This window comes from Streptomyces sp. NBC_00659 (assembly GCF_036226925.1).
Lineage (GTDB): Bacteria > Actinomycetota > Actinomycetes > Streptomycetales > Streptomycetaceae > Streptomyces.
Genome location: NZ_CP109031.1, coordinates 1490042 through 1514439, shown reverse-complemented (window position 1 = coordinate 1514439; position 24398 = coordinate 1490042). Strand labels below are relative to the sequence as shown.

General features: G+C 70.1%; 17 protein-coding genes. 6 read left to right on the top strand and 11 right to left on the bottom strand.

Going from position 1 to position 24398, the window contains the following annotated elements:
- Position 1 precedes the first annotated feature (1 nt).
- From iolE to OG410_RS06375, 4 genes are read right to left on the bottom strand one after another with little or no spacing between them, the layout of a single operon-like run.
- On the bottom strand, positions 2 to 916 hold the full coding sequence (gene iolE, locus OG410_RS06390; RefSeq protein WP_329298230.1) for a myo-inosose-2 dehydratase: 915 nt from the start codon (positions 914 to 916) through the stop codon (positions 2 to 4).
- Positions 913 to 1437 (bottom strand): hypothetical protein, encoded by a 525-nt coding sequence (locus OG410_RS06385; protein ID WP_329298229.1) that lies wholly within the window; start codon positions 1435 to 1437, stop codon positions 913 to 915. Before OG410_RS06385 ends, iolE begins: the two co-directional genes overlap by 4 nt.
- Positions 1434 to 2546 carry a ferritin-like domain-containing protein gene (locus tag OG410_RS06380; RefSeq protein WP_329298228.1) on the bottom strand — a complete coding sequence of 371 codons (1113 nt, stop codon included), beginning with the start codon at positions 2544 to 2546 and terminating at the stop codon, positions 1434 to 1436. The genes OG410_RS06385 and OG410_RS06380 overlap by 4 nt, the downstream gene beginning before the upstream one ends.
- Complete coding sequence (locus OG410_RS06375; protein WP_329298227.1) at positions 2543 to 4471, bottom strand: GMC family oxidoreductase; 1929 nt, start codon at positions 4469 to 4471, stop codon at positions 2543 to 2545. Before OG410_RS06375 ends, OG410_RS06380 begins: the two co-directional genes overlap by 4 nt.
- 979 nt (positions 4472 to 5450) lie before the next feature.
- Here OG410_RS06375 and OG410_RS06370 point away from each other — a divergent pair.
- The gene (locus OG410_RS06370; RefSeq protein WP_329298226.1) at positions 5451 to 9113 is read left to right on the top strand and encodes an ATP-binding protein; all 3663 of its coding nucleotides are present in this window, start codon (positions 5451 to 5453) and stop codon (positions 9111 to 9113) included.
- A gap of 20 nt (positions 9114 to 9133) precedes the next feature.
- Positions 9134 to 10972: a glycoside hydrolase family 15 protein gene (locus OG410_RS06365; protein WP_329298225.1), complete on the top strand. Its 1839-nt coding sequence runs from the start codon at positions 9134 to 9136 to the stop codon at positions 10970 to 10972.
- Between the two features lie 37 nt (positions 10973 to 11009).
- On the opposite strand, the gene OG410_RS06360 is transcribed toward OG410_RS06365, so the two are convergent.
- Together OG410_RS06360 and OG410_RS06355 are read right to left on the bottom strand one after the other, a co-directional pair.
- The gene (locus OG410_RS06360; RefSeq protein ID WP_329298224.1) at positions 11010 to 11489 is read right to left on the bottom strand and encodes an SRPBCC family protein; all 480 of its coding nucleotides are present in this window, start codon (positions 11487 to 11489) and stop codon (positions 11010 to 11012) included.
- Between the two features lie 271 nt (positions 11490 to 11760).
- On the bottom strand, positions 11761 to 12588 hold the full coding sequence (locus tag OG410_RS06355) for a DeoR/GlpR family DNA-binding transcription regulator (RefSeq protein WP_326789360.1): 828 nt from the start codon (positions 12586 to 12588) through the stop codon (positions 11761 to 11763).
- Positions 12589 to 12869: 281 nt separating this feature from the next.
- On the opposite strand from OG410_RS06355, the gene OG410_RS06350 reads away from it, so the two are divergent.
- Positions 12870 to 15269: a hypothetical protein gene (locus OG410_RS06350; protein WP_443063720.1), complete on the top strand. Its 2400-nt coding sequence runs from the start codon at positions 12870 to 12872 to the stop codon at positions 15267 to 15269.
- On the opposite strand, the gene OG410_RS06345 is transcribed toward OG410_RS06350, so the two are convergent.
- The 4 genes from OG410_RS06345 to OG410_RS06330 all read right to left on the bottom strand — a co-directional run bounded on the left by OG410_RS06345 (position 15239) and on the right by OG410_RS06330 (position 19926).
- On the bottom strand, positions 15239 to 17668 hold the full coding sequence (locus OG410_RS06345; RefSeq protein WP_329298223.1) for a right-handed parallel beta-helix repeat-containing protein: 2430 nt from the start codon (positions 17666 to 17668) through the stop codon (positions 15239 to 15241). The genes OG410_RS06350 and OG410_RS06345 overlap by 31 nt on opposite strands.
- A 172-nt stretch (positions 17669 to 17840) precedes the next feature.
- Positions 17841 to 18446, bottom strand: coding sequence for an Rv1733c family protein (locus OG410_RS06340; protein ID WP_329298222.1), 606 nt, complete (start codon positions 18444 to 18446; stop codon positions 17841 to 17843).
- A 184-nt stretch (positions 18447 to 18630) separates the two neighbouring features.
- On the bottom strand, positions 18631 to 19455 hold the full coding sequence (locus OG410_RS06335; protein ID WP_329298221.1) for an MOSC domain-containing protein: 825 nt from the start codon (positions 19453 to 19455) through the stop codon (positions 18631 to 18633).
- A 45-nt stretch (positions 19456 to 19500) separates the two neighbouring features.
- Positions 19501 to 19926 (bottom strand): DUF6643 family protein, encoded by a 426-nt coding sequence (locus OG410_RS06330; RefSeq protein WP_328665129.1) that lies wholly within the window; start codon positions 19924 to 19926, stop codon positions 19501 to 19503.
- 291 nt (positions 19927 to 20217) lie between these two features.
- On the opposite strand from OG410_RS06330, the gene OG410_RS06325 reads away from it, so the two are divergent.
- A complete protein-coding gene (locus OG410_RS06325; protein WP_329304038.1) occupies positions 20218 to 21546 on the top strand; it encodes a TerD family protein in 1329 nt (442 codons plus the stop codon).
- A gap of 104 nt (positions 21547 to 21650) precedes the next feature.
- Here the strand turns inward: OG410_RS06325 and OG410_RS06320 are convergent, their stop codons facing one another.
- A complete protein-coding gene (locus OG410_RS06320; protein ID WP_329298220.1) occupies positions 21651 to 22826 on the bottom strand; it encodes a glycosyltransferase in 1176 nt (391 codons plus the stop codon).
- 58 nt (positions 22827 to 22884) lie between these two features.
- Between OG410_RS06320 and OG410_RS06315 the strand changes: the two genes are divergently transcribed.
- Both OG410_RS06315 and OG410_RS06310 read left to right on the top strand, forming a co-directional pair.
- Positions 22885 to 23670, top strand: coding sequence for a glutamate racemase (locus OG410_RS06315; protein ID WP_326789368.1), 786 nt, complete (start codon positions 22885 to 22887; stop codon positions 23668 to 23670).
- 135 nt (positions 23671 to 23805) lie between these two features.
- Positions 23806 to 24351 (top strand): hypothetical protein, encoded by a 546-nt coding sequence (locus tag OG410_RS06310; RefSeq protein ID WP_329298219.1) that lies wholly within the window; start codon positions 23806 to 23808, stop codon positions 24349 to 24351.
- The last annotated feature ends 47 nt before the right edge of the window (positions 24352 to 24398 follow it).

Below are 24398 nucleotides of genomic sequence, written 5' to 3'. Positions count from 1 at the left end.
GTCACCAGCCCAGGATGTCGGCGAGGTAGGCACGGGCCTTCTTGGCGTACTCCAGCGGCACGGCCTTGTTCGGATCCTGCTCCGCCTCCACGACCAGCCACCCCTGGTAGTGGGCGGCGGCCAGCGCTTCGAGGATGGGCCGGAAGTCGATCCCGCCGTCTCCGGGCACGGTGAAGACGCCGCGCTGGATGGCCTCCTGGAACGACAGGCCTTCCTCCCGCACCAGGCTCACGACCTCGGGCCGGACGCTCTTCAGGTGGACGTGGCCGATGCGGTCGGCGTAGGTCCGGGCCAGGTCCAGCGGATCATCGCCGGCGAAGGCCATGTGGCCGGTGTCGAGCAGCAGATGGACCAGCTCCGGATCGGTCGAGGCCATCAGCCGGTCGACGTCGGCCCGGGTCATGACGCCGGTGCCCATGTGATGGTGATAGCTGAGCTTCAGCCCGGCCGAGGCGGCGATCCTGCCGAGCTCGTCCAGGCCCGAAGTCAAGGCGTCCCACTGGGAGTCGGTGAAGACGGGGCGGTTGGCGAACACGTCCACGGGAAGCAGGTGCGACGAGGCGCCGAACTCGGCCACGACCAGCTCGGTCCCGTCCAGAGCCTTGATATGGGCCAGTGTCTCCTCGAAGGCGGCGACCGTCTTCTCCCGCATCCTGCCGATCGTGAAGTACGTGCTCGTCCAGGGCTCGGACACACTCAGACCGCGGAGATCGAGGGCGGCCTTGAGCTCGTCGGCGTCCGAGGGGTACTTGTGCCCGATGCTGCAGCCCTGGAAGCCGGCGAGCGCCATGTCGCTCACGGCCTGGCCGAAGGAGATGCCGGCGTCGATGGCGGGAAAGTCGTCGTTCCACCACAGGGTGCAGCAGACGCCGAGCTTCACCTTGTCCGGGCTGAGACGGTGAAGTGTGTCCGTCATCTCGTCGCCCCTTTCAGGTAGCGGTCCGCGATGCGGGGCGGCTGAGCCCAGGAGCCGTATCCGGGGGCCTTGGCACCTGGGGGATTGGCCCCGATGGCCCGCCACAGCAGCCCCTCCTGGTACGCCGCGGCGGTGACCGTGGAGGTCTCCGCCGCCGGCTGGGCCCCGTAGCGGTCGGTCCACTCGGCGGGCAGCGCGTACCACGTCCCGGCGTACCAGAGCTTGATCACGTTGCGGGCCACCGGGCCGAGCCGTTCGTCGCCGAAGATCCGGTGGCGCAGGGCCCGGTCGAACAGATCCCGGTCGAGCGGGCTCCGGGCATGGCTTCCGGCGTCGCCGGCCGCGTCGTCCCGGGCCGCCCTGTGGGCCTCCAGAAGGGCGGTGACGACCTCGTCGCCGCAAGCGGCCCGCACTTTCGCCAGGTACCTGTGGGCCATGCCGGTGCCGAGCAGATCGGTCTCATCGAAGGCGGTGAGGTCGACCGACAGGAAGAGGAACTTCTCGAACGACGGGGCAGTCATCGCGTCACCGTCCGGGTTGTCCCGCCGGCACCGGGCAGGGCCTGCGGGCCGGGTCCGACCGCGGCCGGAATCTCGAAGGTGGGACCGGCGTGCAGCCCGCCGCTGCCCGGCAGGGGGTTGCACACCAGCCGGTTGAACCCGTCGCGCAGGCGGAACATCTCGCAGACGCCCTCCTGCAAGAGGTCAGGCCGCCCGTTGAACGCCTCCGTGAGCAGGGCGAGAAAGGCCCCGTAGTCGGCGTTGAAGTCCCGGGCGACACGGGCGAGTTCCGATCCCGGCGGGTAGTCGGCCAGCCGGACGCTCACCTTCACCTTGTACACGTCGTCCCAGGAGATGCTCAGCGACGGCCCCGTGGGCGTGTCGGGGTGGTCGCCCACCTGGTAGTAGCGCCCGAGCTGCAGTTGCCGGAACCGGTAGTAGTGGGCCAGCTCCCCTTCCGCGTCGTAGATGCCGGAGTCGAGGCCCTCGCCCTGGCCGGCGATGAAGCGGAGCGCCTGCTGCGCCGATTCCAGGTCGGAGACGACGGTCACCTCTCCGCCGCCGGAGTAGAAGGACTCGGGCCCCACCTGACGGGCCGGGTCCCCGCGGAAGAGCGTGGGATCGTTGGCCGCCACCTTCTCGAGCCCTTCGGCGATCTCCTCGTAGAACTCGCCGATGCTGTAGAAGCGCATCTGCTCCGCCGTGGGGCTGGAGACCAGGAAATGGATCTTGCGCTCCGGTGACCTCACCAGCCGCGAGTCGGCGCTGGGGGCCTTGCCCGGCCGTTCGATCTTGCAGAACGTCTCCACCGCCTCGGGGGAGAAGGGCCGCAGGTCGACGGTGAAGTCGTCCTCCCCGTCCGGCAGGTAGGCCGGATAGGACGGCACGAAGCCGGGGCGGGTCAGGTCGGGCTTCCCGCCGATGGCGTTCAGGACGTTGGCGGCGAGGGTCAGGTGCAGCATCTCCTCCACCGCGGTCACCCGGATGATGTGGGCGGCGTCGGAGTTGGTGCTGGAGTGTATGGAGTAGTAAGCGGTCAGGTAGGGCGGGATGGTCGCGTGCTCGAGCGACATCGCCGCGTTCAGATAGCTGAGCAGGTCGTCACGGTTCTCGATGGTGGACGCGATCATGAGGCCGCCTCCCCGGAGGTCGGCGCCGCCTGGCGCCGGTCGAAGGTCAGGTTGATCGGTGCGGTCTCGGCGTCGAGCTGGGCCAGCATGGCCCGGACGCTGCGCAGGCACAGGGCGGCGAGGGTGAGCGTCACGTTCGAGGTGCCCACGGTGGGCATGCTTCCCCCGCCGACCATGTAGAGGTTCTCGTGATCCCAGCACCGCTGATCCGCGTCGACCACCGAGGTCGACGGCTCGCGGCCCATCACGTGGGTGCCGGCGAGGTGGTTGCCGCCGCGGATCTCGTACCCCTCGCCGTCGTGGACCGCGTAGCCCCAGAAGTTCGGGTCGTACGCGGTATGGTCCTCGGCCCCCAGCCGGGCGAAGATCCGCCTCGACAGCTGCCGGGCGTACGCCACCCCCCGCATCGTGTACTCGGGGATGTTGTAGGTGAGAACGGGACGCATGTTGCCCAGCTTGTCCGTGTAGTCCGGGCTCACGGTGACCCGGTTGCTCGGGTCGGCGGGGACTTCGACCATGAACGCGAGCTGCAGCTGACGGGACACCCGGTCCACCAGGCCCTGGCGGAGGGATTCGCCGTAGCGGCCACCGGAGTCCACCAGACCGATCAGGTCGGTCATCGGCGCGCCCCGGGCCCAGCCCCAGCCGTCGTTGTGGATGTCGACGGTGAACGCCGCCTGACGGCTGCGGAAGCGGCCCCCGCGCAGGTCGGCGATGCCGCCCGTGCAGATCGTGCCGCGGAAGGTGCCCGCCACCTCCGGCAGCAGGCTCCACGCGAGCAGGTAGGCGTGGTCCATGAAATTCCGCCCCATCAGGCCGCTCGAACCACGCAGACCGGAGGCCAGCATCAGCCGGGGGTTCTCCACCGCGTTGGCGGCCAGGACGAACAGCCTGCCGCGGGCTCTCATCGTCGTGAAGCCGGGACTGTCGGGCCGGTCGTAGCGGCGGTACTCGATCTCGGTCACCCGGTGCGTCTGCTCGTCGACGTGCACCTTGTGGGCCACCGCCTGGGCCACCAGGTCGACCCGGCCGCTCTGGAGAGCCAGAGCCAGGGTCTTGCCGGCGTTGTACTTGGCCTGCACCGGGCAGATGGGCACGCAGTTGTTGTTGCCCTGGCACCGCTCGCCGACCTCGACCTGGTACGCGCTCACCGCCCCTCGCGGTACATACCCCTGCCCGCCGTCGTAGGCCGGGTTCGGTATCCCGTTGCGGCCCTGCGGGAACGGACGGACCCGCAACTCTCTCCGCTCCCCGTCGAGTTCGACCGGCATCCCGTCCAGGTCCCTGGCGACCGTCCGGTCCAGGTAGGACAGGGGCAGTCCTTTCATGGGGAAGACGTAGTCCTTGTCGAAGGCGATCCCGAGGTAGGCCTGGTCCTCCACGTCGGCGGAGACGCCGATCTCGCGTTCGGCCTCGTTGTAGAAGGGGGCGAGGTCCTCGTAGGTGAGCGGCCAGTCCGCCCCCTCGCCGTAGAGCGTCCGCATCCGGAAGTCCTCGGGCAGCATCCGCAGCGCCTTGCCCTCCCAGTGCATGGTGGTGCCGCCGAGGACCCGCGTATAGGTGGTGTCGGTGGCGAAGGGCCCGCTCTGGACCAGGTAGGCCGAGGCGTCGGGCGCGCCCGGGGTGATGCGCCGTACGTCGGTGCCGCGTGGCATCGGGGCATTGGCGACGGCCGGATAGGGGGCCTGGTTGTCCTTGCCGACGGCTGAGTAGAACCGGTCGAGGTAGCTCTCGTAGCCCCTCAGGGTGAGGTCTTCGGCCGGGCCCGCTTCGAGCAGCAGCACTCTCCTGCCGGCTTCGCTCAGCCGCAGGGCGACAAGAGCGCCGGAGATCCCGCCACCGACGACGACGGCGTCGTAGAGAACCTCGGCAGCCGCCCCGGGGTCGGTGCGGTTCGCCGCCCCTTTGGGAAACTTCGCGTACATGGGACAGTCACTCCTCCACTGCCAGGTGCAGCCGGGACCGGCGTGGCGGCCTGGGTTCGAGTCGGTCGGCCGCGGTCACACGGCCTCGGCCCGAACGTGCGTGGCGGGACACATGGGGAACGTCGCCGACGACCGAGGATCGCTGTGGACGCCGAGTGCGTCCATGGGCTGCCGCCGCGGGTAGGTGTGGGGACTCTGCGCGAGCGAGCCGATGAACGGCGCAAGAGAGCGCAGAGTGTTCATGGCAACTTCGATGGTCAAGCTGCGCGTTGGTGTCGCTGCTGCTGACGGGGCGCACAAGCCACTGTCGCGTCAGCAACGATACGCGCGAACCCACAAGATCGCTGCATGTGCCGCGGGCCCCTGCCTCACGCCGCGCCCCGGGCGAGAAAAACCTGAAGGAGCCTCAGGAAACCTTTTCCGCGCACAATTTCCTGAACGCCGCGATGGGTCACCATAGGCGGCCGCACGGTCGGCACGCCCAACACGCCTGTTCTGCCCGCCTGGTGGATGTCCGCCGCATTCGCCACCCGGCAGACGATCAAGGGCGATCGGCCGGCTCTCGCGACCCAACTGCGCGTCCTGCCCTGGAAAAGGGCCTCCTCGCGCAGCATCACGGCGAGAGCCGGGCGCTGCCGGTCCACTGGTCGGTCGCACTCCGGTCCGGGGATGGTCCCCGACTGTTTCCCCGGTTGCGCCCGCGGCCGACCGGCGGTCGTGTTGCGATCTTCCCCACCAGTGCTTTCATGGAAATGAAGGCCTGCGTGCCAGCGGAATATTCGCGGGGCAGACGACCTCGGCGTTCGCGGGGCAGACGACCTCGACGCGGGGCGGCGATATCGCGCTGTGGCGGTGTGGGCGGAGAACACGCTGGTGATGCGTGGTGCCACGAGTACAGCTCGCCGGTTTCCCTGTGTGTCCACACTTCGCGCTCGTATGACGTCCCGTCAATGAAGTGCAGCACGGAGGGAACGTCCTCATGTCCACCAAGGTGATCCGCCGTCCGGAAGGCAAGGAACGGCCGCACAACGCACCCTGGTACACGTTGTACCCGAGACGGTGGTGGTCGCGGCTCTCAGGGGCGACGCGCAAGGAATGGCGCACGTTCAGGACGAAGAGGGAGGCTCACAAGAGCATTGCCGCGGCACGCAGTTGGCGGCCCGGGATGTTCTCCCTCGGACCCCTGCTGCGCGCGTACGCTCTCGTCGGGACGATGCTGCTTTTCCTTTGGGTGACAGCGGCTGTTTATGATTTTGTGAAGGACGAAAAATCGCCGTTCCATAAGGTGCTGGGATCCGATTGGTTCGACGCCGTGAACCATATCGCGGGCCCGGTCCTTACCGGCTCCCTGATACTGACATTCTTCCTTCTCTACTGGTATCACAAGACCAAGAAGCCACTCATCGACAAGGCGCGTACGCGTCCGCACGAGCTGGTCTCCACGGCCGGGACGTTCGGCAACCGGATCGTCGGGCGCCACGAACTGTCCCAGGTGATAGCGCAGACACTCCGCAACCGGAAAACCCGAAAGCCCTATCTGCTCGTCGGTGGTGTGGGCGTCGGCAAAACGGCCGTACTGGTGGAACTCACCCGGATGCTGGCACAGCAGTCCGCCGTTCCCGTGCCCATAAGTCTGCGCGACATGAAGGGCGACGGTGAGCTCGACTTCGAGGAAATGGCACGGCGCCGCTTCCAGGAAGAAGCGGACCAGGGAGTGCTCGCCGGCAGCAACATCGACAAGACATGGCGGCAGCTGAGACTCGACGGCAAGGTCGTCGTCATCGCCGACGGCCTGGAAGAGGCCCTTCTCGACGAGAAGTACCAGGAGGACCGCGACAACATCATCCGACGGGCGATAGAGCGAGCGGACCGTCAGAAGCTGCCCCTGGTCATCGCCTCGCGCCCGCACACGCCCCTGGAGGGCACCCGGGCGGCCATCGCCGACATGGAGCCGCTGAGCGAGGAAGCGGCCCTGGAATATCTGGTACGGGAACCGGGCGAGCTGGACGAGCGCCGCCTCGACTGGGTGGTGGAGACCGCCAAGGTCGTGGAATCACCGATCTATCTGCGGATCGCCCGCCTGCTGCAGCAGTGCGGGCTGCTGGATCACCTCACCCTCCGCGACGAAAAGGATCGCCTGGACACCCGGAGCAACGACTGCTCCACTCTCCGGCTCGGATTCCTCAACACCTATCGTCAGGCCATTGAAGACGGTCGCATATTCGACGATCTGGTGATGGGCCACGAGGAACGCCGGGAGACCATGTGGGTCGTGTCGGCCATGGCCTGCCTGGGACTTCTGCAGGACAGTATCGAGGTCACGTTCGACGATTTCGTCAGCGCGCACGCGAACGATCTTCGCAACCGCGCGTCGCAATCTCAGGGAGATCAGCAGGAATCGCCGGAAGCCCATCAGTATGGAACCCGCCTCGCCATTTCCCCGGCGCAACGTGACGCGATCTGGGGTGTGATGTGCCGAAAGATCGGCGGGTCGGCGCACTGGCTCAACACCTTGGACTACCCCAACGAATGCCGGACCGAGTTGGCGAGACACACTGCCAATGGACAACTCCTCGGACTGGTGTACGGCCGCAAGAACAAGGTTCGGTTCCCGCACAGCATCCTCCAGGCGTATATGGGTTATCGCGTGCTGAGGGAAATGCCGGACGACAAGATCGCCGCAGTCGTCGAACCGGCGCTTCACAGCCCGGGTCCGTCGCGGGAACTCCTCATCGCTCTGGTGCTGCTCTCACGTCACCGGGCAGCCCCTCTCGCTTCCCGGTCGGGCGCCGTGCAGCGCACCACTTCTCTTGTCCGGAACCGTCATGGAACGTCGCCGAAACTGGCCGAGCTGCTCAGCAATGCCGCTGCGGCCCGGCACGACGCGAAGTACTTCGACCTGTATGCCGCAGCCCTGGAAATAGACTGTGTGGATCCGGTGCCGATACAGGACAAGCTGGCCCATGAACTCGATGAACAATGGGCGGGCCTGGATATCAGAGGCGATCAGCGGACCATCGAGAGTGCGAAACTGAGGCTGGTGCGGAACTTCGGATCCGCACTGCGGGAACGGGACCGTCGCAGCAAGGCGAGTCGTCCCCTCTCGGGATGTCCGGGACAGGATCCCGCGCGCCCGACTCTTCCCTACAAGCACCTCTTCCAGATCGGCACGCACGAGCCCTCTCATACGGTCCGGATCGCGATCGCCCATCAGATCGCCGCCGGTGGAGACGCGGCCTTCCAGGAACTGCGCACGGAATTCCCCCTCGGATCCGATCCCATATCCCAATACCTGGGAAAGATCCGAGACGCCAAGAAGAAGCGCGACCGCGACTACACCGCCTGGCTCAACGAAGAAGATCCGGACCCTGCCGCCGGCCCGGAGGCGGCGGAAAAGAGGCAGCGGGAGCACGACTGGATCGTGAGGGAGTACGAGCAGTGCCGGACCACATGGTGGCGCCACTTCACCCTCCGGGCCTGGCTCGTTCCCATGGCCGTCGGGTCCGTCTCCGAGAAGTACCGTGACGAGACCAAGGAGCGGCTGAGTCTCTGGTTGCGCAACCTGACCGCCCAGACCGGACAGCAGAGTCCGCTCATGCCGCTCTCTCTGGAGAACGCTCTGGCCCAGGGCTTCAAGAACGCGGCGAACCGCAGGAGACGGCACCCGGAGGCCTACGAGGAGACCCGGGCCTACCTGGTGGAGCAGGCGGAGAAGATGCTCACCTGTAGTCGCTACTGGTACGCGCAACTGAGTCTGCTTCAGTCGCTGTGCCTGTGGGAGCTTCCCGACGCGATCGGACGCACCCCCGGGTCCGGCGCGACGAACCGGCGGAGCCGTTCCGCGCCACCGGCCGGCAGCCTCACGAAGGACGACGACGTGGCATCCGGTGGCCCCGTGGAGCCCATCAAGGCGGTCACCCGGTGGCTCGCCATGGCCGGCAGCGCACACGAGAAGACCCCGGCCCACATCGGCGCCGCGTACCAGCACCACGGCGAAAGGGTCCTCCACCCGTTCATCGCCGAAGCCGGCGATCTGGTGACCCTGGCCCTGGAGACGGGACACCCCGAGCGGTTCATCTGGATCGACGAGAACGAAGTCAGCGACAGCGTCGGTTCCACCCCGGCCGATCCGGACCGCTACCGCAAGCACAACCTGTGGATCTCCCCGTCCGTCGGCTGGAGCAGCCTGCACCCTCGGGCGCAGCGCCTTCTCGCCGACGTCATGGTCCTGCTCCACCTCACCGAGGGCAACGGGAGCCCGGACGACGTCGAGGAACGTCTGAAGCTCTCGAACAAGGCCGGCCTCCCGCACTGTCTCACCCACGACCGCAGTCTGCTCCACCCCGAACGCAGTATCGGCCGGGCCGAGAAGGGCGAATCCCGCACTACCTGCACGTCCCCGTGCGAGTTCCGTCTGTGCCCCTATCCCCCTCAAGCGGGAAACGCGCAGGCGGAGGTGGCGGAGCTGTTCTGCCGGCAGCAACAGGCACTTCTGCACAGCCGCTTCCGCTGGCATCTGCCGGCCGTCAGCCGGCACACCGCGCCATGGGTCAGCGTCCCCGTCAGGGAGTTGCACGCCTTCTGGGAGGAAATGGCCAACCGGAACCGCAAGGCCACCGACGACGACGAACACCTTCTTTGACAACCGAAAGGGGCGCTGTGATGGACGGCTATCCACTGATCGAGAACCACGGTCTCATCGGCGATCTGCAGACCGCGGCGCTGGTGACCACCGAGGGCACGGTCGACTGGTTCTGCTCCCCGCGGTTCGACTCGCCCAGTGTCTTCGGGGCGCTGCTGGACCAGGAGAAGGGTGGTCACTGCACGGTCCGGCCGGTGCAGCCGACCCATGCGACCAAGCAGTTGTACCTGCCCGGCACGGCGATCCTGGTGACACGGTTCATGACCGAGGCGGGCGCCGGCGAGGTGGTCGACTTCATGCCCGTGACCGGTACGACGGTCACCTCCCGCCACCGTCTGGTGCGTCTGATCCGCTGTGTGCGCGGCAGCATGACGTTCGAGGTGGAGATCGCCCCGCGGTTCGACTACGGACGCGCGAAGCACGAGGCGCACATCACCGGGCACGGAGCGGTCTTCGCCGCGGAGGACGGCACCGAACTCACCATGCACCCCATCCGTGAACCGGAGGACGAGCGGCTCCTCGACGTTCTCACGGACCAGGACGGCGCCCTGCGCCTGTCGGTGACGCTGCAGGCCGGTCAACAGCGCGGGCTGGTGCTGGAGATGGGCGCCGAGGGGCCGCCGACCGAGATCCGCCTGGACGCGTACCAACGGCTCTTCGACCAGACCGTGGCGTTCTGGCGCTCTTGGCTGGCGCAGTCCCGCTACACCGGGCGCTGGCGCGAGACGGTGGAGCGTTCCGCGATCACGCTCAAGCTCATGACCTTCGCACCGAGCGGCGCCCTGGTGGCCGCCCCGACCACGGCTCTCCCGGAGCAACTGGGCGGCGAACGCAACTGGGACTACCGCTTCACCTGGATCCGCGACGCCTCCTTCTCCGTGTACGCCCTGCTGGGGCTGGGCTTCACCGAAGAGGCCCGGGCGTTCATCGCCTGGCTGAGCGACCGGGTCAAGGAGCGGGCCGGCGAGAGCGGGACCACGGGCCCGCTCAACGTCATGTACAAGGTCGACGGCTCGTCCGACCTGGAGGAGCAGATCCTCGGTCACTGGGAGGGCTATGCGGGCTCCGCACCGGTACGGATCGGCAACGGCGCCGCGACGCAGCTCCAACTGGACATCTACGGCGAGGCGCTGGACAGCATGTACTTCGCGCACCAGCGCGGATTCCAGATCGGGCACGCGGGATGGACCTCCATGCGGGAGAACCTGGACTGGCTGGCCGACCACTGGGACCAGCCGGAGGAGGGGATCTGGGAGACCCGCGGAGGCCGCCAGGACTTCACCTACGGCCGGGTCATGTCATGGGTGGCGTTCGACCGCGCCCTGCGCCTCGCCGAGGCGAAGGGCTGGCCGTCCGCGTACGGACGGTGGCAGACCGAGCGGGACGCCGCCTACGACCAGGTCATGGCCAAGGGATGGAGCGAGGAACAGCAGGCCTTCGTCCAGCACTACGGCAGCGACGTACTGGACTCCTCGCTGCTGCGCATGTCCACGGTCGGGTTCGTCAGCCCCGAGGACCCGATCTGGGCCTCGAGCCTGGATGCCATCGAGCGGAAACTGGTCAGCGACAGCCTCGTCTACCGCTACGACCCGGAGGCGTCGCCCGACGGCCTGCGCGGCTCGGAGGGCACCTTCTCGCTGTGCACGTTCATGTACGTCGACGCCCTCGTCCGGGCGGGGCGGACGGACCAGGCACGACTGGTGTACGAGAAGATGACGGGGTACGCCAACCATCTGGGCCTGTACTCGGAGGAGGTCGACCTGACGGGCCGCCAACTCGGCAATTTCCCGCAGGCGTTCACCCACCTCGCCCTCATCGACGCGACCCTCACCCTCGACAAGGCGCTCGACGGGCGGTAGTCCGGGCCTCGAGCCCGACGTCTCGGACCCCGGCGGTTCAGGCCGGTGCCGACGCCAGTCGCCGGTCCAGCGCCGTCACCGCGCCGCGGAAGGCACGCCCCAGGCCGCTGCGCCCCACGGTGAGTGCCGCCCGGAACAAGGCCGTTCCGTCGGCGGCGAAGGTCCATTGCACGCGCGTCCCCGTGCCCGCGGGCGTCAGCCGCCACTCCTCGGCCAGAGCGCGGAGCCCCGGCGCGTTCGTGACGTCCGCCCGGTACGTGTACACCTCGGGACCCTGGCTGACCAGGACGGTCTCCTCGAAGCGCGTTCCGCCGCGGAGTCGTACCTCGCGCCCGGTGCCGTCGGCGGTGGGCCGGACGAGGGTCACCGCCGAGAACCACTCGCTCCATCCGGACACATCGTCGGCGAGCGCGGAGAAGACGGCCTCGGGAGGGGCGGCGATTTCCCGCGCGAACACCAGACGCAGCGGAGCGGTCTCGACGAAGTCGGGTCCCACCGGACGCAGTCGACGTGCCATGAACGAACCCCCTCACCGGAACAAGGTTCCGGTCTCGGTCTCCATGTGCGCGGAAAACACCTGTCACAGCCCGCTCGGCCGCCCCCCCCGCGAATCCGGTCCGACTCGCTCACGGCACCGGACTCGGCGGCGGTCTCATTGAACCGGACTCGACAGGCCGTCAGTCGGAACCGGCCGACCGGCCGCGAGCGTCGGCCGGGCGCACCCGCTCCAGGACGGCGCCGACGGCGTGACCGGCGGCGCGGGCAGCGTCACCATAGCTGGCGGACCGTCAGATGTCTGTATCGTCCTCGGGTTCACCGGCCACCACCAGGCGCAGATGGTCCGAGATCTCCGCGCGGGCCGCGGCGGGCATCCCGGCGTCGGTCACCAGCGTGTCGACCTGGTCGAGCGTGGCGAACGAACTGAGGCCCACCGTGCCCCACTTGGTGTGGTCCGCCACCACGACGACGCGTCGCGCGGACTGCACGAGCCGCCGGTTGGTCTCCGCCTCCGCGAGGTTCGGCGTCGACAGCCCGGCCTCGGCCGATATGCCGTGCACACCGAGGAAGAGGACGTCGAAGTGCAGGGCCGCGATGGCCTGATCGGCCACCGGTCCGACGAGCGAGTCGGACGGCGTGCGCACCCCACCGGTGAGAACGACGGTCGCGGCGCCCTGACGCTGACCCGAGGTGCGCTGCGCCGAGTGGAACACGTCAGCCACACGTACCGAGTTGGTGACCACGGTCAGGTCCGGGACGTCCACCAGGTGATGAGCCAGGGCGTACGTCGTCGTACCGCCGGAGAGGGCGATCGCCGAGCCCGGTGCGACCAACTCGGCCGCGGTGCGCGCGATGTCCTCCTTGGCGGTCAGTTCCAGACCCGACTTGGCCTCGAAACCCGGTTCGTGCGTGCTCGCCTCGACCACCGGCACCGCGCCGCCGTGCACCTTCTCGACGACACCCTGACGGGCCAGCGCGTCGAGGTCACGGCGGACCGTCATGTCGGAGACACCGAGTCTTCGCGTCAGCTCGTTCACGCGGACGCCACCGCGGCGGCGCACCTCGTCGAGGATCAGAGCGCGACGCTGCTCCGCGAGGAGGTTCTGATTCTCACTCACGACCGCTCCGGTCCTTTCGTCGCTGCCTGCCCGACACTCCGCCCGAACCCGCTCCCACGTGGACATTCTCCTTGCCCGAGGTCTGGAGGACGACCCATCCTCGCACGGGACACCCTCGGTCGCGCCACTGCCCGTGCGCCCGCTGTGCCCCTCCTGTGCCGCCGTATTCACACGTATCGGGGAGATTCCGTGCCTTCGGGTGCGCAGGAGGCCCGGAGCACGAGACCCTTGTGCCTGCACATGACACCTGAGACACGCGTGGCACGGGGAAGTGCGGAACAGTGGAACGTGCACGGGAACATGCCGTCGACGGGGAGCCCGGCAGCCCCGTACAACGGCTCGAAGCAGCAGGCAGCGCCCTGGAACTCCTGGTCCACGGAGTCGGCGGCACCACGCCGGAGGAGATGCTGAACGATCCGCGGACGGTCCGGATCACCGGCGACGCGACGGCGGCCGTCTTCCGGCGTGCCGACGACACCGACGCCGAGGAGCGCCCCGGTGACCACCGCGGCGGGCCGGTGCGCGAGGCGTACGTATGGTGCAACCTCACGTCCGGCAACGGGGCCCGCGCCCTGTGGCTCCTCCTCCTGCCCTTCATGGTGGTCAACCTCGCGCACTGGATGCGCCCGGCCTCGCACGGTCACGGGCGGACGGTGCGCCTGTACGGGCTGCTCGTCCGTCTCGCCGGTCTCACGCTCACGGTCCTGCTGGTCGCCGCCGCCTGCGAGGTCGCCCTCGACCTGGCCGCCTGGCAGTGCGCGGGCACCCGTGCGTGCGTGCGCAACCACTCCTGGCTCGGCTTCCTCTCCCCGGACGGGACCGACGCCGGCTGGTGGAGCCTGCCGGGCCGCCGCCTCGCCCTGGCCGGACTGGTGCCCGCGGCGCTCACCACACTCCTGTGGTACCTGTCCCACCGCACCTGGAGCGCGTACGAGTCGCAGCAGCCGATGGCCCGCGCGGCCGAGACCGACGAGGAGACCGACGGCACCGGACTCGGCCGCCCCGGCTTCTGGTACGGGCGCCGGCTGGTGGCCCGGCTGCGCGCCGCGCACACCGCCGCGGGATTCCTGACCGTCGCCGCCGCCGTGGGCTCTCCGGCCGCCCGTCACGACCGCGCGCCGGGCGGGTCCGCCGTGCTGGAAACGCTGGGCGTGCTCGTGAACGCAACGCTCGTTGCGGGCGGGGTTGTTGTGCTGTGGGTGGTCTGCCGTCGCGGCCGCAGCGAGAACCGGATCGACCACGGACGCGACCTGGCGCTCGTGCGCCGGCTGCCGCTCGGAGCGGTCGCCCTCCTCGCCCTCACGCTGGTGTACGCCGGCTGGTCGCGGCCCCACTGGCACTCGGCGGGGCGTCTGCCGGGCGACGCCACGTTCGGCGGCCTCGCCCTCGTACAGGGCCTGCTCGTGATCGCACTGTGCGTGGTCGCCCGCATTCTGTACGGCACCACCCCTCAGGTCCTCGACGCGCCCGGGACGGCGAACGGTACCCCCGGCCCGCGGACCGCGATGCGCGGCTTCGCGGGACCCGCCGTCGCCATGCTCGGCTGCGCGCTCGGCGGCGTGATGTCCGGGGGAGTGGCTCAGCGGGTCGCCGACTGGCTCGACGGCACCCGTCACTCGATCCCCGGCCCGCCCGTCCTGCTGACCTGGCAGGCCTCCGTGATCCCGCCGCTGCTCCTCGTCCTGCTCGCCCTCACCGGCTGGCTCGCCCGCCGCACCTGGCAGCTTCGCCGCCGTGAGATGACCGCCGTCGAGCGCGAGTACGCGGGCGAGCCCAAGGACTCCGCCCGCACCCGTCGTATCGCGAGCACCCGCGCGATGGCCGCGCTCACCGACCGCGCGCCGCTCATCGTCGGCGCCCTCTCGTCCGTGACCCTGCTGCTCGGAGCCTGTGCCCTCGCCGGGGCCCTCGCCACCGGTGACGCACCCAGCGAGGCGGCGCGCGGGGCGAACGGGTTCGTCCACGGCGCGGCCGAGACCGCGCAGGCGCTGGGCTCCTGGCTGATCGGCCTCGGCTTCATCCTGTTCGTCACCTGGGGCCGCCGCGCCTACAAGGACCCCGCCGCGCGGCGCACCATCGGCATTCTCTGGGACGTCGGCACCTTCTGGCCGCGCGCGGCCCACCCCTTCGCGCCGCCCTGCTACGCCGAGCGCGCGGTGCCGGACCTCACCTGGCGGATGGCCACCTGGACCCGGGCGACCGGCGGGCGGCTCGTGCTCTCCGGACACTCCCAGGGCAGTGTGCTGGCGGCCGCCGCGGCCTGGCAGCTCAAGCCCTCGGTGCGCGGGAAGATCGCGCTCCTTACCTACGGCTCACCGCTGGAGCGCCTGTACGGACGCTGGTTCCCGGCTCACTTCGGCCCCTCCGCGCTGGCGTCGCTGCACCGCGAGGTCGCCTGCTGGCGCAATCTGTACCGTCGCAGCGACCCGATCGGCGGACCCGTCAGGCTGCCCGGCGGCTGCGGTCCCGAAGTCGACCACGAGCCCTTGAAGGACCCGCTCGCCTACGGGCGCACCGACCGGCAGCCGCTGCCCGCGCCGGTTCTCGGCCACTCCGACTACCAGGCGGACCCGGTCTTCGCCGTCGAGCGTGAACTCCTGCTGGAGCGGTTGCTGCCCGAGGTGCCGGGCCAGCGACCCCGGGAGGACGCTCAGGGCAGCTCCGGCAGGTCCTCCGCGTAGAGCAGGGTCAAGTCGTCCGTGCTCGGCTCGGTCAGCTTGGCGACCCGGCCCGCATGCCGTTCCACCATCGCCTCGAACGTCTGCCGCGCCGTGCGGCCGTTGCCGAAGGCGGGCCCTCTCGGGACGGCGGTGAAGTACTTCAGGACCGCCTCGGGCGCGCCCGGACCCAGCCGGTACTCGTGCTCCTCGGCCTGTTGCTCGACGATTCGCAGCAATTCGGTGGGGATGTAGTCGTTGAAGGTGATCGTCCGTGAGAAGCGGGACGCCACCCCGGGGTTGACCGACAGAAACCGCTCCATCTCCGCGGTGTACCCGGCGACGATCACCACCACTGCCTCCCGGTGGTCCTCCATCAGCTTCACCAGCGTGTCGATGGCCTCGCGCCCGAAGTCGCGGCCCGAGTCCTCCGGGGACAGCGCGTACGCCTCGTCGATGAACAGCACACCGCCGCGCGCCCGGTCGAACGCCTCCTGGGTGCGGATCGCGGTCGACCCGATGTGCTCACCGACCAGGTCCACCCGGGACACCTCGACGAGATGCCCCTTCTCCAGTACACCCAGAGAGGCCAGGATCTCGCCGTACAGCCGGGCGACGGTCGTCTTGCCGGTGCCGGGGGAGCCGGTGAAGACGAGATGGCGCCGTGCGGACGCAGCCTTGAGGCCCGCCTGCTGCCGGCGGCGGCCCACCTCGATCATGTCGGTGAGGGCCCGCACCTCGCGTTTGACGTTGTCCAGGCCCACCAGCGTGTCGAGTTCACCGAGGACGATCTTCGGTCCGCGAGCCGGCTGGGCGGGCTCCGCGCCGGTGACGACCGGTTCCCGTTCGGTGCTGCGCTGACCGGGGATCGTCCCCAGCAGACTCACGGACGAGGCCGAGGTCTCGACGGCCGCCTCGTGCGCCGGGGTGCGCAGCGACGCGCTCTCATCACTCGTGCAGTCCTCGACGACGGGACCCGAGCCGGGAGCCGAGCCCGCGTCGGCGAATTCGTAGCCCCCGCGTGCGCATCGCTCCGTACGGCACTTGCGCAGGGTCGACCGGCAGCCGTCGATCACGTGGAAGCCGTAGCCCCCGCTGTCCGCCACCCGGCAGTTCGTGAAGCTGCCCCGGCCGTCCGCCGAGACATAGAAGCCCGCCTCGGCGGGGGAGGTGACCGTGCAGCGCTCGAAGGCCGGATCGGCGCCCTTGGTGACGATCACGCCGGTCTGGGTGCTGTCGATGATGCAGCTGGACAGCGTGCCGCCGCTGCCGTGGTCGCGGAACCAGGCTCCGGTGGCGGCGTCCCGGATGCGGCAGTCGTCGAGCTGCGCGGTCGCGCCGTCGCTCACCGACACCGCGGTGTTGCGCACCTGGGAGATGTCGCAGTCGACGACGTCCGCGCGTGAACCGCGGTCGAGGACGAACAGCGCGTCCGGCACGTCGTGCACCCGGCACGAGTCCAGTATGGCGGTCGCGCCGTCGCTCACCCACACCGCGGGGTAGTCGCCCGTGCTGTCGAAGATCTCGCACTGGTTGGCGTCCACGCGGGTGCCCGGGTCCCAGACCGACAGGCCGTTGCGCCCGAACTGCCGCACGCTCGTACGGGTCAGGGTGAGTACCGAGCGCGAGCGGAGATCGACCGCGTTCTCCGGGATGTCGTGGATGCGGCAGTCGGCGAGCGTGAGCACGGCGTCGGTGTCGAGGGTGACGCCGTCCGCAGTCGTCCGGTGCACATCGCAGTCGGTGAGGTGGGCCGTGGCCCGGGCGGTGATCTGCACCCCGGAGCCCTTGACCTCGTACACCTCGCAACCCACCGCCTCCAGCGAGGAGTTCTCGCCGGTCGCCGACAGCCCAGGACCGGAAGTGTGGTGCACCCGGCAGCGCTCGAGACGTGGACGCGCGCCCCCGCGGACCACGACCCCCGACTGACCGGCCGCCACGACCTCGCACTCCTCGAACACCCCGCCGCCGCCGTCCAGTACGGCGATGCCGACGCCCGCCGGGTTGTCGACGGTGCAACGGCGCACGGTGGGCCGGGCGCCCCCGCGGACCTCGATCCCGGCCGCGGAGCGCGTGACGACCCGTATGTCCAGCAGTTCCGGTGTGCCGTCCTCGACGAGCAGCGCGGGCGAGGCCGAGTCCTGGCCCTCGACGTGCAGGTCCTGGACGACGGCCGAGGCGCGTACGGTCAGGGCCACGCCGTCGACCGGCGCGATGCGCACGGAGCCGGGGGAACCCTCGGGGCCGCGCAGTGTCACCGCGCGCTCCACCACGAGGTTCTCCCGGTAGGTGCCGGGAGCGACGGTCAGCACATCACCGTCGGCCGCGGCTTCCAGGGCGGCGGCCAGCGATGCGTACTCACCCGTGCGGCGCCGCCACCGCGAGGTTCCGGTGTGCGTCACCTGGACCGTGCCCTGTGCCATGGCGCTGTTGTGCCCCCACCTCGTCGTACGCGGGTCCTGCGAGGTCGTGCTGATGCCCCGTCGGTCGGGATCCCGGCCCCTGCCGGACAGCCTCTCACGACGATGCCGATCGGTTCGGCCGGTCCACCGTAGCGTGCGCGGGGGTACCCGGTTGACCGGAGCGGGAAGGCCGTCAGCTGCCGGTGTCTGCCTTGCCCCAGTCAGGACCCGCCTTGGCCCAGGCCCGGTCCCATCGGGCGTGACGCCGGCGGATCATGTGCCACAGGATCAACCGTCTGCCGCCCTCCAGGAGTCCGGCCGACAGCACCGCCGCACCGAAGCCGGCCAGAGCCGAGTGCGCGGTCGCGGTGGCGGCGTTCAGCGGGCGGCCCATTATTCGGCCGTGCCGGTCGGTCCAGATCGAGAACCGGTCTCCCGGGAGCGGCGACTTCAGGTCGGCGATCACGGTGCCGCGCCGTGGGGTGCCGTCGGGCGCGGTCCAGTCGGCCACGACCCGGCTGCGCGCGTCCCGCCCCGACGGGGTCTCGGGGTCGGGGGCCAGCGGGCCCCGGGACAGTTTCCTGACGACGACGGCCGCCACATGGTGCCGGTCCTTGCGCTGGTCCCGTACGGCCTTCTGCAGTGTCTCCTGCACCGAGACCCCGACGGCCGCTCCGGCCAGGGGTGCCGCGAACAGGACGAGCAGGAGCGCGGCCAGGGCCAGCCAGGCCTCCACGAGATCTGTCGTACGGCGCAGCGGATTGCGCCGCCAGCGCCAGAGACCGATGATCGCGCGCACCGTCCAGCACCCCCTTCCGCCTCCGTCATTACCAGCAGCGGAGCCGTTCACGCACGATGCCCGGAAGAGAGGCCGACCTCACCCTCCCCCAGGGCCCTTCAGGTACATCTCACGCAGACTCAACGATCCCGCCCGGCCGTAGGGTTCCCGGTGGCCCGGCTCTGGCGGAATGTCATCGGGCGGGCTACGCGAGCACCGTGACCGGGTCGCCGACCCGCAGCGAGCCGCGGGTCTCGGGCACCAGGTTCTGCCCGAACACCGGCTTTCCGGCGAAGCGCCGGTGCCGGGCGAGGGTCCGCAGGGGCTCCTTGCCGCGTCGGGCGGTGTCCTGGTCGGTCGTGGTGACGACGCAACGGCCGCACATCTTGGTGACCCGGAAGGTGACCTCGCCGATGGCGATCCTCGACCAGTCGTCCTCGGCCCAGGCCTCGGTTCCGGAGACGACGACGTTCGGCCGGAATCGGCTCATCGGCAACGGGCCCTCCTCGGCCCGGTCGCCCCGCGCGATCAGGGAGTTGAGCGCGTCCAGCGATCCGAGCGTGGTGACCAGCAGCGGATAGCCGTCGGCGAAGCTGACGGTCTCGCCCGGCAGCGCGAATTCAGGGTCGACGGGCCGGCGGGCGGCCGGATCGTCCATGTGGGCGAGGCGCACGTCGGTGCCCAGGTACGCGCTGCACCAGTCGTGCGCGGCCCTGTCGGCGAGGACGGCTTGCACCTTGTCGCCGAAGATCTCCACCGTGGTCGTACCGATGGGTTCGGGCACGGGAACCGTCACGGGCTCGCGGTTCTCGGCGGACAGACGGAGGCCGCCGCCGGAGAGTATCTCGGCGGCGGCCAGCGCCAGACGCGGCTGCTCGCGTTGCGTGACGACCTTTCCCCCGTCGTCGATCAGGATCCAGCGTCGATCTCCGGCCAGCCCCCAGGGCTCGACCTCGGCCTCCTGGAGTGTTGTGCTCCGGAAGGCTTTGACCGGATGGACGTGAATCGAGTGCAGCACCGCGTTCCCCATGACCGCCATGGTGCCAGGGAGTACCGACAATGCGGTTCGAGGGTGTCAGTACCCGCGGTACTGCTGACCGTTGTACGGGTCCTGGTACGGAGCGGGGGCGGGGCGGGGAGCCGCGGGGCGCATCGCCTCGAAGCCCGTGCCGGCCGCCATCGGGCGGGGCTGCTGCGGCTGGGGGCTGGGATAGCCCCGAGGCGCGCCGACCTGCTGCGGGATGTACGGCGCGGGAGCCTGCTGCAGCGGAGAGGGCTGCTGGGCGGGCTGGTAGCCGTAGGAGGACGGGCCGGCCGGCAGCGCGGGGAGCGCGGACGGCAGTGCCGGGAGGTTGTTGCTCATGCCCGGGTCGTAGGCGGAAGGGACCCGGATCGGGGCGATCTGAGGGGTACCCCGCTCGGCGACGAGGGAGTCGTAGATCGGGGTGTCCTGGAAGGCGGAGTAGTAACCGCCGCCATAGGTGGAGCGGGGGGAGGTCATGGCACATAAGTTAAGCCCACGATGTGCTGGTTGGGGAGACCGATAAGAGGGTTGTTTTCCGTGTGCGGGGTGACGCGGGATCCCCAATGCGAGCGAACTTGGCAAAAAAGGACGTCAAAGATGGTTGAGATCGTGTAAAGGCCGAGCTTCGGACGGGTTACCGGCGGTTGACCAGGATCTTCCTGCGCAGGTCATGGGTGTGGGTGGACCTGGGGATTAGGTTTGGCGGGAACGGAGCCGGCGGTCCGTTCGGGACTCGCACCGGCGCGGAGACACGTGATGGGGGCGTACATGTCAATGCCTAAGGGATCTAATGTTCCTGTCCCGACGAGCGCACTCAGGGTGGAATTGGGGTGGGGGTCAGGACAGGGGGTGCCCGACGTCGATGCGTCCGCCCTTCTGCTGGTGGCCGGAAAGGTTCGTTCGGACGGCGACTTCGTCTTCTACAACCAGCCGGCGCACTCCTCCGGCGCCGTGCGCCACGAGGGCAAGCGGAACGACGGCGGCCAGGTGACCGACGCGCTGCTCGTCGACCTCACGCGCGTGGAACCCGTCGTCGAGACCGTGGTCCTGGCCGCGTCCGCGGACGGCGGCTCCTTCGGGCGCGTTCCCGGCCTGTCCATCCGGGTGCTCGACGCACGGCAGGGCACCGAGATCGCCCGCTTCGACAGCACCGACGCGACCGTGGAGACCGCCTTCGTCCTGGGCGAGTTCTACCGGCGCCAGGGCGCCTGGAAGTTCCGTGCCGTCGGCCAGGGCTACGGAAGCGGCCTCGAAGGGCTGGCCACCGACTACGGGATCACCGTGGACGAGCCGCAGCAGGCGGCGGCGCCCGCCGCCGCGCCCCAGGGACCCGCCACCCTCGTGCAGGGGCCCCCGCCCCCCGTGGCCCCGCCGGTCACCGCGCCACCACCGGTCGCCCCGCCGGTCACCGTGCCGCCACCCATAGCCCCGCAGCCGCCCGCGGCCCCTCCGGCGCCCGTCCGTCTCTCCAAGGTGACGCTGACCAAGGAGGCGCCCTCCGTCTCGCTCTCCAAACAGGGGGGTACGACCGGTTCCATGCGCGTGAACCTCAACTGGGAAGTGCGCAAGCAGTTCTCGGGGTGGGGCAGCAAACGCGGCCGGGCCGTCGCCATGCACGCGGACCTCGACCTCGACCTGTGCGCGCTGTACGAACTGTCCGACGGCCGCAAGGGAGTCGTACAGGCACTCGGCAACGCCTTCGGGGCACTGCACCAGCCGCCGTTCATCCATCTCGACGGGGACGACCGCACCGGGGCCCTGGCCAGTGGAGAGAACCTCACCATCAACCTCGATCACAAGCAGAGTTTCCGGCGCATCCTCATCTTCGTGACCATCTACGAAGGCGCGCGCTCCTTCGCCGATCTCCATGCCACGGTCACCCTGCAGCCGCAGAACGGCGCGCCCATCGACTTCTCGCTCGACGAGTGCACAGTGCCCTCCACGGTCTGCGCGCTCGCCCTCATCACCGGCAACGGCGCCGACCTGCTCATCCAGCGCGAGGCCCGGTACCTGATCCCCGCGCGCGGCGTGAGTCCGCAGCGCACCGTCGACCAGGTCTACGGCTGGGGCATGAACTGGACGCCCGGAAGGAAATGACGCGTCCGCCCGGAAGGAAATGACGTGTCCGCCGGGCGGGAGAGGTCCCTCCCGCCCGGCGGGAGACCGAAACGGAAGCACCGGCCATCCGCACGCCCCGTCTCTCAGCTCTCGTCGAGGGCGGCGCCGGGACGCGCGTAGGTGCGGCCTTTCCAGGCCGCGCCGCGTCCCCTGTAGTGCTGCACCGCGGAGTCGACCGTCATCAGGAGATAGAGGAACGCGGTGACCGGCAGCAGGGGAGCGAGGGCCAAGGGCTGCCGGTAGTAGCGGAGCATCGGTACATAGGTCGCCGTCATCACCAGCCAGGCCAGCCCCCCGGCGGACGCCGCCCACGTGCTCCCCGCGGCCAGGCCCGCCACGAGGGCGACCGGCGGCGCCAGGTACACCACGGCGAGCCCGGCGACCGTCCCGGCGAGCAGCGGCGGACTGTGCCGCAGCTGCGCGTACGCGCTGCGCGAAACCATGCGCCACAGGTCACGCAGCCGCGGATAGGGACGCACGCTGTCCACCCGCTCGGCGAGCCCCAGCCAGATGTGGCCGCCGCCCCGCTTGACGGCACGGGCGAGCGCCACGTCGTCGATGACGGCATCCCGGATCGCGTCCGGGATCCGCGCCCGCTCGGCGGTGTCCGCGCGCAGCAGGACGCATCCGCCCGCCGCGGCCGCCGTCCGTGAGCCCTTCACGGCGATCCGGCGGAACGGGTAGAGCTGCGCGAAGAAGTAGACGAAGGCGGGCACGACGAGCCGTTCCCAGAGGCTCTCCACCCGCAGCCGTGCCATCTGCGAGACGAGATCGAAGCCACCTGTGCGGGCCGCCGCCACCAGGAGCCGCAGGCTGTCCGGGGCGTGCGCGATGTCCGCGTCGGTCAGCAGGAGGAATTCGGGTTCCCGCGCGCGGGCGAGGCCGATGCCGTGGCGTACGGCCCAGAGCTTGCCCGTCCAGCCCGCCGGGGGTTCTCCCGGCGAGCTGACGGTGAGCGGCAGCCCGCCGTGCCGGCGCGCCAGTTCGCGGGCCAGCTCACCCGTGCCGTCCGAACTGCCGTCGTCGACGAGGAAGATCTCGGCCCGCCCCGGATAGTCCTGGGCCAGGAGCGAGGGAAGGCTCTCGGGCAGGACGGCGGCCTCGTCCCGGGCCGGCACCACGACGCAGACGACAGGCCAGTCCGACGGCTCACGGCAGGGGGGCAGTCGTACGTCCGTACGCCAGAAGAAGCCCTGGCAGAGCAGCAGCCACAGCCACGCTGCCAGTGATCCGACGGCGATCCACACGAGGGCGCTCACCCGCCGCAGTCTGCCCCACCGGGGTCGCCCGTAAAGACGGATCGTCTATGGTGACCGGGTGAAGATCGCGCTCATGGACTCCGGAATCGGACTGCTCGCTGCTGCCGCCGCGGTACGTCGACTGCGGCCCGACGCGGATCTCGTCCTCTCCTCCGACCCCGGCAGCATGCCCTGGGGACCCCGCACGCCGGAAGGCGTCACCGCGCTTGCCCTCGCGGTCGCCGAGGCCGCCGCGCTGCACCGGCCCGACGCCCTGATCGTCGCCTGCAACACCGCTTCCGTGCGTTCCCTGCCGGCCCTGCGCGCCCGTCTCGAGCCGGAGGTGCCCGTCATCGGCACCGTCCCGGCCATCAAGCCGGCCGCCGCGGGCGGCGGACCCGTCGCGATCTGGGCCACGCCGGCCACCACGGGCAGCCCGTACCAGCGGGGCCTGATCAAGGAGTTCGCCGACGGAGTGGCGGTCACCGAGGTGGCCTGTCCCGGACTCGCGGACGCCGTCGAGTACGCCGATCAGGCGGCCATCGACGCGGCGATCGAGGCCGCCGCCGCGCACACCCCCGAGGACGTCACGGCCGTCGTCCTGGGATGCACCCACTACGAGCTCGTCGCCGAGCGCATCCGCGCCGCCGTGCAGCGTCCGGGCCGCCCGCCGCTCGTCCTGCACGGTTCCGCCGAAGCGGTCGCCGCCCAGGCGCTGCGCCGGATCGGCGAGCTTCCGGACCCCGGAGCCCCCGCCGACTCCACGGTCACGGTGCTTCTGGGCGGACGCGAGGGGGCGCTGCCCGCCACGGCGCTCACCTATGAGGAAGGCCGCATTCTGTCGGCGGTCAGCTCCGCACGCTGAGCGACGGGCTCGCATCCGCTCCACGGGGACGTCAGGTGACCAAGGGGACACCCTCGGTGGGAGTCTCGGCCACCCGGCGGAGTGACGCTCCGCGACCCGGTGCCCGCGCAGCGGAATCTGAGTAGTCTCATGGGCATGAGGGACCACCCCCACGGCGAAACCTCCCCGCACCCGGCGATCTGGACCGGGCGTGCGAGGAACCGCGTCCAGTGGCTCCCCGCCCTGGGCGGCGTGGCCTGCCTGGCTCTCGGGATCGAGCTGGCCGTGACGTCGGGCTGGACGTCGGGAGCCGCACCGCTGATCATGTCCGTCGTCGGATGCATCGCCGCCGGACTGCTCATCCTCTTCGGCACGCTCGCGTTCGTACACGTCGCCGTGAAGGTGTACGAGGACTGCCTGGAGGTGCGCTGCGGCCACATAGGAGTGCCGCGGCGCCGCATCCCGCTCTCCACGGTCGTCGGTGCCGACTTCGCGCCCCAGGTCAACCCGCGCCAGTGGGGCGGCTGGGGGTATCGCTGGCGGCCCGAGCAGGGAACCGCCGTCGTCGTCCGGAGGGGCGAGGGCGTGGTGCTGCGCCTGGGCGACGGCCATACGTTCACGATCACCGTGGACAACGCCGAGGCGGCGGTCCGGATCATCCGCGGCCGTCTGCGCCCGGACACGACCAGCGTCCCGCGCTGACGGACGGCGGCCCGGCCGTCGCTCACGTACCGAGGTGACCGCGAGGA